The following is a 14,980-nucleotide window of genomic DNA, read 5'->3' as shown; positions in this document are numbered from 1 at the left end:
ATGCCGCACATCGTCGCACGTCATCACGGCTGCCGCCGAATGGCCCCACCGGTGCGGGGCCGCCCCCCCGGGCGGGGCGGGGGGGGGCCCCCCCACCCACGCGTTCGTCCTGGATGCGCCGCTGTGCCGCTCAGTCCTCCCGCAGCGGATAGACCGCCAGCGAGAACGAGTGGCCCGCGGGGTCCCCGTACACCCGCACGTCCCGGGGCCCGTTGTTGCTGTCGCCGGTGTCGACGGGCCGGGCCCCCAGGGATATCGCCTCCCGCTCGGCCTCGTCGATGTCCTCACGTCCCACCAGGATCCGCAGGTGCGCCTGCTGGGAGTCCTCCGGTCGGGGCCAGCTCGGCGGGGCGTACCCGTGGTCGCGGCGGATCGCCAGCCGGACGCCGTCGTTGCCGACGATCTCGACGAAGTCGGGGTCGGTGCCGATCCGGGTCTCGGCGCCGAGCAGACCGGCGTAGAACTCGGCCAGCTCCATGGGCTCGGCACAGTCAAGGACGAGAACGCTCGTTTTCTCCACAGTCATGCGGGAACCCATACCCCCGGCGGACGCCGGCACGCCGTGCCGGACCCGTCCCGGAAAACCGGAATCCGGGCCACCGGTGCTGACGCCGCCCGCTGGTCCACGCGGAATGGTCAGACACCCCCTAAGGTGCGAACCATGGCACGGAGCGCGGCGCAGCCCGGGCCGACCGGGGGCGACGCCGCCCCGGACGGCCCCGACCCACGGCGTTGGCGGGCACTCGCCGTCTGCCTGGTGGCGGGGTTCATGACCCTGCTCGACGTCTCCATCGTCAACGTGGCCCTCCCCTCCATCCGGGAGGGCCTGAACACCCCCGAGTCCGACCTCCAATGGGTGCTCTCCGGCTACGCCCTCGCCTTCGGCCTCTTCCTCATCCCCTCCGGACGCCTGGGCGACGCGCGGGGCCGCCGGGCGGTCTTCATGGCGGGACTCGCCCTCTTCACCCTGGCCTCCGCCGCCTGCGGAGCCGCCCAGTCCAGCCTGTGGCTGGTGATCGCCCGACTGGTGCAGGGCATCGCCGGCGGCCTGATCTCCCCACAGATCTCCGCCCTGATCCAGCAGATGTTCTCCGGTCGCGAGCGCGGCCGGGCCTTCGGCATGTTCGGCACCGTCGTCGGCATCTCCACGGCCGTCGGCCCGCTGCTCGGCGGCCTGCTCATCCAGGCCGCCGGACCGGAGCACGGCTGGCGCTGGGTCTTCTACGTCAACCTCCCGCTCGGCGTCGTCTGCCTCCTGCTGGCCCGCCGGCTGCTGCCCGACACCCCCTCCGCGAGCCGGGTCCGCCCCCGCGACCTGGACCCGTTCGGCGTGCTGCTCCTGGGCGCCGGAGTGCTGGCCCTGCTGCTGCCGTTCGTCCAGGCCCAGCAGTGGCCCGGCAACACCAAATGGCTCCTCCTGCTGCTGGCCGGGGCCCTGTTCGCCGCGTTCGTGGGCTGGGAATCGCGGTGCACCGGCGGACGCACCCACCCGGTCCTGGACCTGTCGCTGTTCCGGCTGCGCTCCTACTGGCTGGGCTGTCTGCTGATCCTGCTCTACTTCGCCGGGTTCACCTCGATCTTCTTCGTCACGACCCTCTACCTCCAGTCCGGCCTCGGCTACTCCGCCCTCCAGGCCGGACTCGCCATCACCCCCTTCGCCCTCGGTTCCGGAGTCGCCGCGTCCATCGGCGGCCGGCTCGTCGGCCGCTTCGGCCGCCCGCTGGTGGTGGCGGGCCTGGCCATGGTCGCCATCGGCCTCGCGGGCACCGCCCTCGCCGTCCACCTGGTCCCCGGCACGGGAGCGGGCTGGGCCATGGCCGCGCCGCTGCTCCTCGCCGGCCTCGGCAGCGGGCTGGTCATCGCCCCGAACCAGACCCTGACCCTCGCGGAGATCCCGGTGGACAGGGCCGGAAGCGCCGGGGGCACCCTGCAGACCGGCCAGCGGGTCGGCTCCGCGATCGGGATCGCCGCCGTCGGCGCGGTGTTCTTCGCCCAGGTCGGCCCGGACGGCTGGGCCGACGCCTACGACCACGGGCTCATCGTCTCCGTCGCCTTCGTCCTGGCCGCGCTGATCGTGGCGCTGGCCGACGTGGGAGCCGACCTGCGGGGCAGACGACGCACAGCGGACCGATCCACCGACGCATCGAGGAGCACGGCATGAGCGACACGACAGCGGACGCCGCGGGAGCGGACAGCGCCGGGAGCGAGGGCAACGACTCCTACGGACGCAAGCCGTTCAAGCGGTCCAAGAGCCACTTCCCCGACCGGATCACGGCGGAAGGCCGCGACGGCTGGCCCGTCGAACCCGGCCGCTACCGGCTCGCCGTCAGCCGGGCCTGCCCCTGGGCGAGCCGGGCCCTCGTCTCCCGGCGGCTCCTCGGCCTGGAGGACGCCCTGTCGCTCGCCGTCGCCGACCCGATCCAGGACGACCGCAGCTGGCGCTTCACCCTCGACCCGGACGGCAAGGACCCGGTCCTCGGCATCCGCCACCTCAGCGAGGCCTACGACGCCCGGGAGCGCGACTACCCCGGCGGCGTCAGCGTGCCCGCGATCGTGGACGTACCGAGCGGGCAACTGGTCACCAACGACTACCAGCAGATCACCCTCGACCTCGCCACCGAATGGACCGCCCTGCACCGCCCCGGCGCCCCCGACCTCTACCCCGAGCCGCTGCGCGCGGAGATCGACGAGGTCATGGAGGGCATCTACCGGGACGTCAACAACGGCGTCTACAGGTCCGGGTTCGCCAGCTCGCAGCAGGAGTACGAGGAGGCGTACGAGGCGCTCTTCGCCCGCCTGGACCAGGTCTCCGCCCGCCTCGCCGACCGCCGCTACCTGGTCGGCGACACCATCACCGAGGCCGACATCCGCCTCTTCACCACCCTGGTCCGCTTCGACCCCGTCTACCACGGCCACTTCAAGTGCAACCGGAACAAGCTGACCGAGGACCCCGTCCTGTGGGGTTACGTCCGCGACCTCTACCAGACGCCCGGATTCGGCGACACCGTCGACTTCGACCACATCAAGCGGCACTACTACCAGGTGCACACGGGCATCAACCCCACCGCCATCGTCCCCGTCGGCCCGGACCTCTCCGGCTGGACCACCCCGCACCACCGCGAACAGCTCGGCGGCCGCCCCTTCGGCGACGGCACACCCCCGGGCCCGGTACCGGAGGGCGAGCGGGTCACCCCGCTTCCTTCCCGCTGACCGGGGCGCTCAGCGGGAAGCAGTCGGTGGCGGCGGGGCGAGCGTGCCCGCCGCCAGCGGCGTACGGGCCAGGCGGACGCAGCCGGTGGCGATCAGGGCCAGCGCCGCCAGCTCGGGCAGCAGCCACCAGCCGGTCCGCAACTCCTCCTCGAACAGCGTCACCCCGTACAGGATGCTGATCAGCGCGTCCCCCAGCGTCAGCATCGGCTGAACGGCCACCAGACTGCCCGCCTGCAGGGCGTTCTGGAGCAGGAACAGGGCGCCCACCCCGGCCGCCGCTGTTGCGTACAGCTGCCAGGACGCCAGCAGCGCCAGGACCCCGCCGTCGTCGAGGTTCGACATCGCGTCCTTCATCAGCGCGGCCGTCAGCGCGTACCCGCAGGCGGCGGCAAGACCCAGCAGCGCCGCCCGGGGGTTGCCCCGGGTGCGGAGCGCGGCGACGATCAGCGCCGCCTCGAACAGCCCGGTCAGCAGCAGCGCCGGGATCCACGCGGCGCCCTCGACCGTGTCGCTGCCCTCGACCGGGGCGGCCGCCGCCATACCGAGCGCCAGGCCCGCCGTGACCGCCGAGACCCCGGACCAGACAGCCGCGTCCGCCCGCACCCGCATCACCAGGCCGGCGACGAGCAGGGTCAGCGGCAGCTCGATCACGAAGATCGGCTGCACCACCGCGATCGGCCCCGTGGCCAGCGCGATCGCCTGGCAGACCGCTGCCACGATCACCAGCCCGATCCCCGCCAGCCACACCTTCTGCCGCACCAGACGGCCGATCAGCGACAGCCGCATCGCCTCGCTGTCGGGCACCTCCATCGCCGCCCGGCGCTGGAGCACCGAAGCGGAACCGTTGCTGAGAGCGGTCAGGACGGCGAACAGAACACTGATCACCGGCCCATCATTGCGGCGGCCCGCCCGGAGCGCGCGGCGCGGAGGGCCGGTGGGCGTAACGCCCGTCCTTCGCCGAGCGGCCCTGGAGGACCGTACCTGTCCGCAACCCCCGCTAGCGTGCGGACCATGGCCGCGAAGACGCACCGCACCGCCGCACACCCCGCCGTCCTCTCCACCTCGGCGCTGAACCGGGCGACCCTGGAGCGGCAGCTCCTGCTGCGCCGGTCACCGATGTCCGCGAAGGACGCGGTCACCCACCTCCTCGGGCTCCAGGCCCAGAACACCAAGCCCCCGTACTTCCAGCTGTACTCCCGGCTCGCGGACTTCGACCCCGAGGAGCTGTCCGCCCTGATGGAGTCCCGGGAGGTGGTCCGGATCGTCTCCCTGCGCTCCACCCTCCACACCCATACGGCGGACGACGCGCTCACCGTGGGGCCCCTGGTACGGGCGCCGCGCGACCGGGAGCTGAGGTCCTTCCGGCGCGGGCTGGAAGGCGTGGACCTGGACCGGCTCGCGGCGGTGACCGAGGAGCTCGTCGAGGAGCGCCCGCGCCCGCTGGGGGAGTTGCGCGAGGAACTCCTCACCCGCTGGCCGGACGCCGACCCCCTCGCGCTCACCGTCGCCGCCCGCTGTCTGCTGCCCCTGGTCCAGGTCACCCCGCGCGGACTGTGGGGCCGCGGCGGGCAGGTCACCCTGACCACCGTGCAGCACTGGCTCGGCCGGTCCGCCGAACCCGCGCCCACGCTCGACGCCACCGTGCTCCGCTACCTGGGCGCGTTCGGCCCCGCCTCGGTGATGGACTTCCAGGCGTGGGCGGGCCTCACCCGTACGAAGGAGGTCTTCGAACGGCTCAGGCCCCGGCTGCTCACCTTCCGGGACGAGCGGGGCGTCGAGCTCTTCGACCTCCCGGACGCCCCGCGCCCCGCCCCCGACACCCCGGCCCCGCCGCGCTTCCTGCCCGAGTTCGACAACGTCCTCCTCGGCCACGCCGACCGCAGCCGCGTCATTCCCGAGGTCAACAGGGGGCGCAACGGCAAGGGCAACCAGAGTTACGGGAGCGTCCTCGTCGACGGTTTCCTCGACGCCCTGTGGCGCGTCGGACACGAGGGCGGCACGGCGATCCTGACCGTCCAGATGCTGCGGAAGCCGACCCGCGACGAGCGCGCGGAGATCACCGAGGAGGCGGCCCGGATGCTGACAGTGATGACGGACGCGACGGACCTCGACATCCGGTTCGGCACGTTCCTCGACTTCGCGGACTGAGACCAGCCGGGCCGGCGGCCCGCCAGGTCAGGGCAGCAACCCAGCCCGGCGGGCCGCCACCACCGCCTCCAGCCGGGTGTGCGCCCCCAGCTTCCGCATCGCGGACCGCAGATAGCCCTTCACCGTCTCGGGCCGCAGCCCCAGCCGCTCGGCCGCCGCCGCGTTCGTCGCGCCCGCCGCCACACACGCCACCACGTCCACCTCGCGCGGCGCGAGGCGGACCTCCCGGGCGGCGGAGGCCTTGGCCCCCGACGCCGATGCGAGCCGCCCGCAGACGTCCAGGAGCTCGTCGCGCAGCGCCGGGTCGACGACCCTCGGGGCCAGCGCGCGCAGTTCGCGGTGGGCCTCGCGCACGTCCTCCCAGGCGCCGGGCGCCGTGTCCGGATCGCTCACCTGCTCCCGGCCCGCCGCCAGCAACTGCCGTACCTCGTCCCGTACCGCGAGCGACTGCTCCACATCACGGGCCGCCGCCACCACCGCGTCGAACGTCCGGTCGCCGAGCGTTACCGGTGTACGCAGCGCCCCGTACAGCACGCCCCGCACCGCGCGCCGCACGACGACGGGGACCGCGACGACCGAACGCAGCCCCTCCGCCGCCACCGCCGCGTCGTACTCGTGGCTGATGTGGCGCGAGAAGGCGTAGTCCGTCACCGCGCAGGGCCGGGACAGCGCGATGGCCTTGCCGCCCAGACCGCTCCCGGCGGAGATGACCAGGCCCCGCAGGGCGCTGGTCTGCGCCCCGTTCAGCTCGGCGATCCGGGCGTGCCGCGCGTCCGACAGCAGACCGCCGAAGACCACGGGCAGCCCGCTCGTGCGGCGCAGCCTCAACAGCGCTGCCTGCATCTCGACCGCATCGACCGGTTCCGGCACTCCGACGCCCCTCCACCCGGCCCGCGCAGTCCCCCGGACGGGGAAGAGGACCACCCCCGTCCGGGGGTGGTGAGACCTGGGTCACTGTTTACATGATGTTAGGCGACCGGTCCGTAATGAGGAGGGCACATGTCGGCAACCAGCGCGACCCAGACGTTCCGCGCCGCCCGGGACTTCCTGCTGGAGCACCGCGAGGACTACGAGCGGGCGTACGCGGGCTTCCGCTGGCCGAGGGCGGACCACTTCAACTGGGCGCTGGACTGGTTCGACGTCATCGCCGAGAACAACGACCGCACCGCCCTGCACATCGTGGAGGAGGACGGCCGGCGCACCGAGGTGTCCTTCGCGGAGATGTCCGCACGCTCCGACCGGGCCGCCAACTGGCTGAAGGCGCAGGGCGTACGGGAGGGCGACCGGATCCTCGTGATGCTCGGCAACCAGGTCGAGCTGTGGGAGACCGCCCTCGCCGCGATGAAGCTGCGCGCCGTCGTCATCCCCGCCACCCCGCTCCTCGGCCCCGCCGACCTGCGCGACCGGGTGGAGCGCGGCCGGGTGCGCCATGTGCTGGCGCGGGACGCGGACACCGCGAAGTTCGACGAGGTCCCCGGCCGCTACACCCGGATCGCGGTGGGCGAGGAGGTGGCGGGCTGGCGGTCGTACGCGGGGGCGGCCGAGGCGCCCGCCGGGTTCACGCCCGGCCGGGAGACGGACGCCGACGAACCGCTGATGCTCTACTTCACCTCCGGCACCACCGCCAGCCCCAAGCTGGTCGAGCACACCCATGTGTCCTACCCCGTCGGCCACTTGGCGACGATGTACTGGATCGGCCTCCAGCCCGGCGACGTCCATCTGAACATCTCCTCGCCCGGCTGGGCCAAGCACGCGTGGTCCAACCTCTTCGCCCCGTGGACCGCCGAGGCCACCGTCTTCATCTTCAACTACACCCGCTTCGACCCGGGCCGCCTGATGGCCGAGATGGACCGCTCGGGCATCACGAGCTTCTGCGCCCCGCCCACCGTCTGGCGGATGCTCATCCAGGCGGACCTGAGCCAGTTGAAGACCCCGCCGCGCGAGGTCGTCGCGGCCGGCGAGCCGCTGAACCCGGAGGTCATCGAGACGGTCCGGCGGGCGTGGGGCGTCACCATCCGGGACGGCTTCGGCCAGACGGAGACCGCCGTCCAGGTCGCCAACAGCCCCGGCCAGCTCCTCAAGACCGGCTCCATGGGCCGCCCGAGTCCCGGGTTCACCGTCGAACTGCTCGACCCGGTCACCGGTCAGCCGGGGGCGGCCGAGGGCGAGATCTCCCTCGACCTGGCCGACCGCCCCGTCGGCCTGATGACCGGCTACCACGGCGACCCCGACCGCACCGCCGAGGCGATGGCCGGAGGCTACTACCGCACCGGGGACATCGGCGCCCGCGACGAGGACGGCTACATCACCTACGTCGGCCGCGCCGACGACGTGTTCAAGGCCTCCGACTACAAGATCTCGCCGTTCGAGCTGGAGAGCGCCCTGCTGGAGCACGAGGCGGTGGCCGAGGCCGCCGTCGTGCCCGCCCCCGACCCGCTCCGCCTCGCCGTCCCGAAGGCGTACGTCGTGCTCGCGGAGGGCTGGGAGCCGGGCCCGGACACCGCGAAGATCCTCTTCGAGCACTCCCGGGCGGTCCTCGCCCCGTACAAACGCGTCCGCAGGCTGGAGTTCGCCGAACTGCCCAAGACCGTCTCGGGCAAGATCCGCCGCATCGAGCTCCGCGAACGCACCGCCCTGGGCTCCGGCGCCGAGTTCGACGAGGGGGACCTCAAGTGAGCATGCTCAGTTACGCACACGGAGTGGGCGACACCGCGCTGCTCGGCGACACCATCGGCCGCAACCTCGACCGGACAGCCGCCGCGCACGGCCACCGCGAGGCCCTGGTCGACGTGGCCTCGGGCCGGCGCTGGACGTACACGGAATTCGTCGCGGACGTCGACGACCTGGCCCGGGCCCTGATGGCGTCGGGGGTCGCGAAGGGCGACCGGGTCGGCATCTGGGCGGTCAACTGCCCCGAGTGGGTGCTCGTCCAGTACGCCACGGCCCGGATCGGGGCCGTCATGGTCAACGTCAACCCGGCCTACCGCGCCCACGAGGTGGAGTTCGTCCTCAAGCAGGCGGGCGTCTCCCTGCTGATCGCCTCCCTCGCGCACCGCACCAGCGACTACCGCGCCCTCGTCGAGGAGGTCCGCGGCAACTGCCCCGACCTGCGCGCCGTCCACTACATCGGCGACCCGTCCTGGGCGGAGCTGACCGCCGCCGCTTCGGCCGTCAGCCCCGAACAACTGGCCACCCGTGAGGCGGAGTTGTCCTGCGACGACCCGATCAACATCCAGTACACCTCGGGCACCACCGGCTTCCCCAAGGGAGCGACGCTCTCCCACCACAACATCCTCAACAACGGGTATTTCGTGGGGGAGACGATCGCCTGCACCGAGGAGGAGCGGATCTGCCTCCCGGTGCCCTTCTACCACTGCTTCGGCATGGTGATGGGCAACCTCGCCGCCACCTCGCACGGCGCCTGCATCGTGATCCCGGGCCCGTCCTTCGAGCCCGCCGCCGTGCTGACCGCCGTCCAGCAGGAGCGCTGCACCGCGCTGTACGGGGTGCCCACCATGTTCATCGCCGAGCTGAACCTGCCGGACTTCGCCGCGTACGACCTCTCCTCCCTGCGTACCGGGATCATGGCCGGCTCCCCCTGCCCGGCCGAGGTGATGAAGCGGGTCGTCGCCGAGATGCACATGGCCGAGGTGTCCATCTGCTACGGGATGACGGAGACGTCCCCGGTCTCCACCCAGACCCGACGCGACGACGACCTGGAGCGGCGCACCGGCACCGTGGGTCGCGTACTGCCGCACATCGAGGTCAAGGTCGTCGACCCGGTCACCGGCGTCACGCTCCCGCGCGGCAGCGCCGGCGAACTGCGCACCCGGGGCTACAGCGTGATGCTCGGCTACTGGGACCAGCCCGAGCGCACCGCCGAAGTGATCGACGCGGGGCGGTGGATGCACACGGGGGACCTCGCGGTGATGGGCGAGGACGGATACGTCCAGATCGTCGGCCGGATCAAGGACATGATCATCCGGGGCGGCGAGAACGTGTACCCGCGCGAGATCGAGGAGTTCCTGTACGGCCACCCGAAGATCGCCGACGTCCAGGTGGTCGGGGTGCCGGACGAGCGGTACGGCGAGGAGATCCTGGCCTGCGTCATTCCCCGGGACCCGGCCGACCCGCCGACCCTGGAGGAGCTGACCGAGCACTGCCGGGAGCGGCTCGCGCACTACAAGGTTCCGCGCAGGCTGCGGATCCTGGAGACCTTCCCGATGACGGTCAGCGGGAAGGTCCGCAAGATCGAACTGCGCGAGGCGGCCCAGGACTCCTGAAGCGTTCGGCACTCAGGGAGCTTCGGTCCGTGACTCCCCGGCGGGTCGCGCGGCCTCGCGTTCGCCCGCGCTGACCAGGCCCGTCTCGTAGGCGACGATCACGGCCTGGACGCGGTCGCGGAGTCCGAGCTTGGCGAGGATGCGGGCGACGTGCGTCTTGACGGTCGCCTCGGCCAGATGGAGCCGGGCGGCCAGCTCGGCGTTGCTCAGCCCCCTGGCCAGCAGGCCGAACACCTCCAGTTCGCGCGGCGTGAGTGCGGCGAGGTCGCGGTGGTGGGCGGCGGTGTCACTGCCGTGCTGGGCGAACCGCCGCACGAGGCGGCGGGTGATGGCGGGGGCGAGAAGGGCGTCGCCGGTACGGACCGTGCGGACGGCGGCGGTCAGTTGCTCGGGGGTGACGTCCTTGAGGAGGAAGCCGCTCGCCCCGGCGGACAGGGCCGCGTAGACGTACCGGTCGAGGTCGAAGGTGGTGAGGATGATGACGCGGGGTCTGTCGGGGAACGCGGCCTCCCCCGCGGAGACGGAGTGGGGGGCCCGGGGAGCGGCGAGGATGCGGCGGGTCGCCTCCAGGCCGTCCATCTCGGGCATCCGGACGTCCATCAGGACCACGTCGGGACGGGTGCGGCGGACCGCTTCGACAGCTTCGGCTCCGTTGGCCGCCTCGGCGACGACGTCGATGCCGTCGGCGCGGAGGATCAGCCGGAACCCCGTGCGGACCAGGGTCTGGTCATCGGCGATGAGTACACGCAGCGGCTCGGTCACCGTGTCTCCAGGGGGATCAGGGCCTCCACACGGTAGCCGCCGGTCAGGCGGCGGCCGGTGTTCAGGGTTCCGTCGTGGACGGCGAGGCGCTCGCGCAGGCCGATCAGGCCCCGGCCGTTTCCGGTGGGCGCGCCCGCGCCCGGTCGTCCACCGGTATCGGTGACCTCCACCCGCAGCCGCTCGGGTCCGTAGCCGAGGACCACCGCGGCGGTGGCGCCGGACGCGTGCTTCATGGTGTTGGTCAAGGCTTCCTGGACCACGCGGTAGGCGGCGAGTTCGAGTCCGGGCGGGAGGGGGCGAGGCCGGCCGGTCACCGTCAGATCGACCGGCAGCCCGGCGTCCCGGACCCGTCCGACCAGCGATTCCAGCTGGTCCAGGCCGGGTTGGGGGGTCAGCTCCGCCGCCGTTTCGGTCAGGTCCGCACCTCCGTCGGTCCCCTCGCCCCCGTCGGCCATGGTGAGCAGCCCCATCACGTGGCGCAGCTCGGTCATGGCCGCCCGTCCGCCCGACTCGACCGCGAGCAGTGCCTCGCCGGCCTCCTCGGGGGAGGCTTTCATGATCGTGCGGGCGGCCCCGGCCTGGATGATCATCATGCTGACGTTGTGCGTGACGACATCGTGCAGTTCGCGGGCGATTCTGGCCCGCTCGTGCTCGACGGCCCGGCGCAGCGCCTCGGCCTGTTCGCGCTCCAGTGCGGAGAGCCGGGTGCGGCCCTCGTCGGTCCGGAGTTTCCACGTCCGCAGCCCGAGGGCGGATCCCGCCATCGGGACCAGGATCAGCAGAGCGATGTACTCGTTGGGGACGATCGGCGTCACCGAGTTCCCCGAGGCGCCGACGAGGACGACGGAGGCCGACAGCGCCGCCAGGGTCGCCACCCGGTACGGGCTGTACACGGCGGCGCTGTAGACGGCGATCACGAACGCGTAGAACGTCAGCCGCAGGACGCTGTGCGGTGTCGCCAGGGTCGCGGCCGTCACGACGCACAGCACCGCGAGCGGGTAGCGGCGGCGCAGCGCCAGGGCGCCCGAGGCGATGGCCGCGAGGGTCACCATGAAGGCCAGGCCGCCGTGGCCTGCCGGGCGCGGCAGGTAGTGGGCCTCGCCGGGCGCGACCTCACGCAGCACGACGACACCGGTGTTATCGATGCCGTAGTAGACGGTGGCGATGCCGAGTGCCAGGGCCACCAGCGCGTCGAAACGCCAGGTACGCGGGGTGGGCCGCAGGGGTGGACCGCTCGGAAGCCGGGCATCGCCGACCGTCCGGCGGGCGGCTTCCCGCACCCGTCGCAGAGTCGTACGCACGTCCGTCACCGGTTCATTGTCGCCGCCGCGCGCACCCGCGGAGTCCGTCCCGGTGGCCATTCCCGCCGCACCGGATACATCCCCCGCCTACATCGAAGGGATGACGTTTCCCCGGCTCAGCCCAGCGCGGTACCGCACGTGGTCCGGCCGGGCGACGCGCGCGGACCGGGTCCGCTCCTAGCGTTCACGCAGCCGACCACCCCTGTCCGAGGAGCCTTTCATGACCCTGCCGGTGATCGAACTGCGCGAGGTGAGACGTCGGTACGACGACGGCCCGCCCGCTCTGCACGAGGTGTCGCTGACCGTGCGGCCCGGCGAGGCCGTCGCGATCCTCGGCCCTTCCGGCAGCGGCAAGTCCACGCTCCTCCATCTGATCGCGGGCCTGGACCGCCCCGACACGGGGACGGTCACCGTCGACGGGGTGCGGGTGGACCAGCTGGGCGAGGCCGGATCGGCGCTGTACCGACGATCGAAGATCGGCATGGTCTTCCAGTTCTTCAACCTGCTCGACGACCTGACCGTCGCCGACAACGTCGCCCTGCCCGCACGCCTCGCGGGCATGGGGCGTGGCGAGGCGGACCGCCGGGCGGCGGAACTCCTGGAATCGCTCGGCGTCGACCGGCAGGCCCGCGCCTACCCCGGGCGGCTGTCCGGCGGCGAGCGGCAGCGTGTCGCGGTGGCCCGGGCGTTGATGAACCGGCCGCCGCTGCTCCTGGCGGACGAGCCGACCGGCGCCCTGGACACGGCCGCCGGACAGGACGTCAGCAGGCTGCTCACCGAACTCCACGCCGAGGGCCAGACCATCGTCGTGGTCACCCACGACCTCGCTCTGGCCCGGTCCTGCACGAACCGTACGGTCAAGATCGCCGACGGCCGTATCACCGAGGACGCCCGCTCGCACGCCGTCGCCCCGGAGGCCGTCCGATGAGCGCGCTCGGCACGGTGGTGCGCTCGGGAGTGGGACGCCGCCGGGTGCAGACCCTGGTGATCGGGCTGGCCACGATGATGGCGGTGACCGCCTCCGTCCTCGGCGGATCACTGCTCGTGGTGTCCGGTGCTCCCTTCGACAGCGCCTTCGCCGCGCGGCACGGCGCGCATCTGTCCCTGCAGTTCGACGCGGGCAGGGCGCAAGCGGGTCGGCTGTCGGCGTCCAAGGACGCGGAAGGGGTGAGTAGCGCGGCCGGGCCGTTCCGTACGGCGACGGTCACCCCACGGCCGGACGGGGCGGGCCCCGGGGGGCCGATGACCGTGGCCGGCCGGAGCGATCCCGGCCGGGACGTGGACGAGGTGGCCCTGCTCGACGGCCGGTGGCCCACTCACTCCGGCGAGATCGTGCTGTCCGCCGACTCCCCGGTCATCCCGACGATGGGCAGGAGGATCGGCTTCCTCGACCTGCCCGGCGATCCGACGCTGACGGTGGTCGGTGTGGCCCGCTCGGTCACCCGAACCGCCGACGCCTGGGTGGTTCCGGCCCAGATGCCGGCGCTCACCGCGCCCGGCAGCGGCGGATACCAGATGCTGTACCGCTTCACCGACGCGGGCACTGCCGCGCAGATCACCGCCGGCGGCAGGGCCGTGACGGCATCCCTGCCGGCGGAGTGGGCCGTCGGCGAACAGTCGTGGCTCACCGTCAGGGAGACCGCCGAGCGCGACACGGCCCTCTATGTTCCGTTCCTCATCGCGTTCGGCGCCCTGGGCCTGGTCATGTCGGTGCTCATCGTCGGCAACGTCGTCGCGTCGGCTGTCGGCACGGCAACGCGTCGCATCGGCATACTCAAGGCCGTCGGCTTCACCCCCGCCCAGGTCGTGCGGGCCCACGTGGGGCAGGCGCTGATCCCGGCCACCGCCGGCACGGCCCTCGGTGTCCTGGCCGGCCACCTGCTCGCCGTTCCCGTCCTGGCCGAGACCGGGGAGGTCTACGGCATCTCCTCCCTGGCCGTCACCCCCTGGGTCGACTCGGCGGTGATCGCCGGGGTACTGGGCCTGGTGGCGGCGACCGCGTGGGCGAGTGCCCGGCGGGCCGGACGGCTCCGTACGGTCGACGCCCTCGCCGTCGGGCGTGCGGCTTCGGCGGGGCGCGGCCGGAGGGCGGTCCGCCTGGCCGGCCGGCTGCCGTTGCCGCAGCCGGTCGCCCTGGGCCTGGTCCGGCCCTTCGCACGGCCCGCCCGCGCTCTGGCCATGGGCGCGGCGATCCTGTTCGGGACCGTTGCCGTCACCTTCACCGTGGGGATGGGCGCTTCGCTCGGCGAGGTGATGAAGGCCAGGGCCCACGACGCCGCCGATGTGGTGGTGCCCGCGCCCATGCCGGAGTTCGAGCCGCGGAGCCCGGCCCCGGGGAAGCGGCCCGAAGCCGATCCCGCCGCGGTGGCCGCGGCCATCGGGGCCGCCGAGGGAACCGGGAAGCACTACAGTGCCGCGACGGTACGGGCGACCGTTTCCGGCCTGACCGGCACCGTCGACGTGACCGCCTTCACCGGCGACGCCTCCTGGGGCGGCTACACCATGGTCGCGGGCCGCTGGATCGACCGGCCGGGCGAGGCGGTGGTACCCACCCCCTTCCTGGCCGCCACCGGTACCCGCGTCGGCGACACCGTCACCCTGAACGGCCTGGCCGAGCCGGTCCCCGTCCGGATCGTCGGCGAGGTCCTCGACCCCCGCAAGGCAGGCAAGCAGGTCTTCACCGACGCCTCGACCCTCGCGACGGCACGTCCCGAACCGACGGAGACGAGCCACCACATCGCCGTCACATCGGGCACCGACGTGGCCGGCTACGTCGACGCGCTGAACAAGGACCTGACACCGCTGAAGGCCACCGCCCGGGCCGGCGGGCTCGACGGCGGCAGCGACATGGTCGTCACGCTCAACGCGCTGTCCGCGATCCTCACGCTGATGCTCGTCGCCGTCGCCGCGCTCGGCGTGCTCAACGGCGTGCTGCTCGACACCCGCGAGCGCGTCCGGGAGATCGGTGTCCACAAGGCGCTGGGTATGACCCCCCGGCAGACCATCGCGATGGTCCTGACCTCGGTCGTCGTGACCGGCCTGGTCGCGGGAGCTCTGGGCGTTCCGCTGGGCGTGGCCCTGCACGGGTGGGTCCTCCCCGCGATGGGCGACAGCGTGGGGCTCCGCCTCCCCGAGTCCGTACTCGCCGTCTACCGCGTCGCCGAGCTGCTCCCGCTCGTGCTGGGCGGCCTGCTCATCGCCGCCCTGGGCGCGCTCCTGCCCGCCGGCTGGGCTGCCCGGGCCCGGACCGCCACGGCGCTGCGCACCGAGTAGGAG

12 protein-coding genes are annotated in these 14,980 nt (G+C 72.9%); 7 read left to right on the top strand and 5 right to left on the bottom strand.

What is annotated here, in order from left to right; translation table 11 throughout:
• Nucleotides 1-130: 130 nt before the first annotated feature.
• A complete protein-coding gene (locus tag ACFWRV_RS09020) occupies nucleotides 131-526 on the bottom strand; it encodes a VOC family protein (protein WP_384330457.1) in 396 nt (131 codons plus the stop codon).
• 135 nt (nucleotides 527-661) lie between these two features.
• Between ACFWRV_RS09020 and ACFWRV_RS09015 the strand changes: the two genes are divergently transcribed.
• Nucleotides 662-2,161 carry an MFS transporter gene (locus ACFWRV_RS09015; RefSeq protein ID WP_384330454.1) on the top strand — a complete coding sequence of 500 codons (1,500 nt, stop codon included), beginning with the start codon at nucleotides 662-664 and terminating at the stop codon, nucleotides 2,159-2,161.
• Nucleotides 2,158-3,210 (top strand): glutathione S-transferase family protein, encoded by a 1,053-nt coding sequence (locus tag ACFWRV_RS09010; RefSeq protein WP_384330451.1) that lies wholly within the window; start codon nucleotides 2,158-2,160, stop codon nucleotides 3,208-3,210. The genes ACFWRV_RS09015 and ACFWRV_RS09010 overlap by 4 nt, the downstream gene beginning before the upstream one ends.
• 9 nt (nucleotides 3,211-3,219) lie before the next feature.
• On the opposite strand, the gene ACFWRV_RS09005 is transcribed toward ACFWRV_RS09010, so the two are convergent.
• A complete protein-coding gene (locus ACFWRV_RS09005; protein ID WP_384330448.1) occupies nucleotides 3,220-4,095 on the bottom strand; it encodes a DMT family transporter in 876 nt (291 codons plus the stop codon).
• A gap of 126 nt (nucleotides 4,096-4,221) precedes the next feature.
• Between ACFWRV_RS09005 and ACFWRV_RS09000 the strand changes: the two genes are divergently transcribed.
• On the top strand, nucleotides 4,222-5,358 hold the full coding sequence (locus tag ACFWRV_RS09000; protein WP_384330445.1) for a winged helix DNA-binding domain-containing protein: 1,137 nt from the start codon (nucleotides 4,222-4,224) through the stop codon (nucleotides 5,356-5,358).
• 27 nt (nucleotides 5,359-5,385) lie between these two features.
• On the opposite strand, the gene ACFWRV_RS08995 is transcribed toward ACFWRV_RS09000, so the two are convergent.
• Complete coding sequence (locus ACFWRV_RS08995) at nucleotides 5,386-6,228, bottom strand: response regulator transcription factor (protein WP_384330442.1); 843 nt, start codon at nucleotides 6,226-6,228, stop codon at nucleotides 5,386-5,388.
• A 129-nt stretch (nucleotides 6,229-6,357) separates the two neighbouring features.
• Between ACFWRV_RS08995 and ACFWRV_RS08990 the strand changes: the two genes are divergently transcribed.
• Complete coding sequence (locus tag ACFWRV_RS08990) at nucleotides 6,358-8,034, top strand: AMP-binding protein (protein ID WP_384330439.1); 1,677 nt, start codon at nucleotides 6,358-6,360, stop codon at nucleotides 8,032-8,034.
• Nucleotides 8,031-9,641, top strand: coding sequence for an AMP-binding protein (locus ACFWRV_RS08985; protein ID WP_384330434.1), 1,611 nt, complete (start codon nucleotides 8,031-8,033; stop codon nucleotides 9,639-9,641). Before ACFWRV_RS08990 ends, ACFWRV_RS08985 begins: the two co-directional genes overlap by 4 nt.
• Before the next feature lie 12 nt (nucleotides 9,642-9,653).
• Here ACFWRV_RS08985 and ACFWRV_RS08980 read toward each other — a convergent pair whose 3' ends face one another.
• Both ACFWRV_RS08980 and ACFWRV_RS08975 read right to left on the bottom strand, forming a co-directional pair.
• Complete coding sequence (locus ACFWRV_RS08980; RefSeq protein ID WP_384330431.1) at nucleotides 9,654-10,403, bottom strand: response regulator; 750 nt, start codon at nucleotides 10,401-10,403, stop codon at nucleotides 9,654-9,656.
• On the bottom strand, nucleotides 10,400-11,764 hold the full coding sequence (locus ACFWRV_RS08975) for a sensor histidine kinase (RefSeq protein WP_384330428.1): 1,365 nt from the start codon (nucleotides 11,762-11,764) through the stop codon (nucleotides 10,400-10,402). The genes ACFWRV_RS08980 and ACFWRV_RS08975 overlap by 4 nt, the downstream gene beginning before the upstream one ends.
• Before the next feature lie 160 nt (nucleotides 11,765-11,924).
• Here ACFWRV_RS08975 and ACFWRV_RS08970 point away from each other — a divergent pair, with 160 nt between their 5' ends.
• Nucleotides 11,925-12,632, top strand: a complete 708-nt coding sequence (locus ACFWRV_RS08970; RefSeq protein ID WP_384330425.1) for an ABC transporter ATP-binding protein — start codon at nucleotides 11,925-11,927, stop codon at nucleotides 12,630-12,632.
• Nucleotides 12,629-14,977, top strand: a complete 2,349-nt coding sequence (locus ACFWRV_RS08965) for an ABC transporter permease (protein ID WP_384330422.1) — start codon at nucleotides 12,629-12,631, stop codon at nucleotides 14,975-14,977. The genes ACFWRV_RS08970 and ACFWRV_RS08965 overlap by 4 nt, the downstream gene beginning before the upstream one ends.
• The last annotated feature ends 3 nt before the right edge of the window (nucleotides 14,978-14,980 follow it).

This window comes from Streptomyces sp. NPDC058576 (assembly GCF_042718715.1).
Lineage (GTDB): Bacteria > Actinomycetota > Actinomycetes > Streptomycetales > Streptomycetaceae > Streptomyces.
Note: the sequence above shows the minus strand (reverse complement) of the source record. Positions and strands in the feature narration are given on the sequence as shown.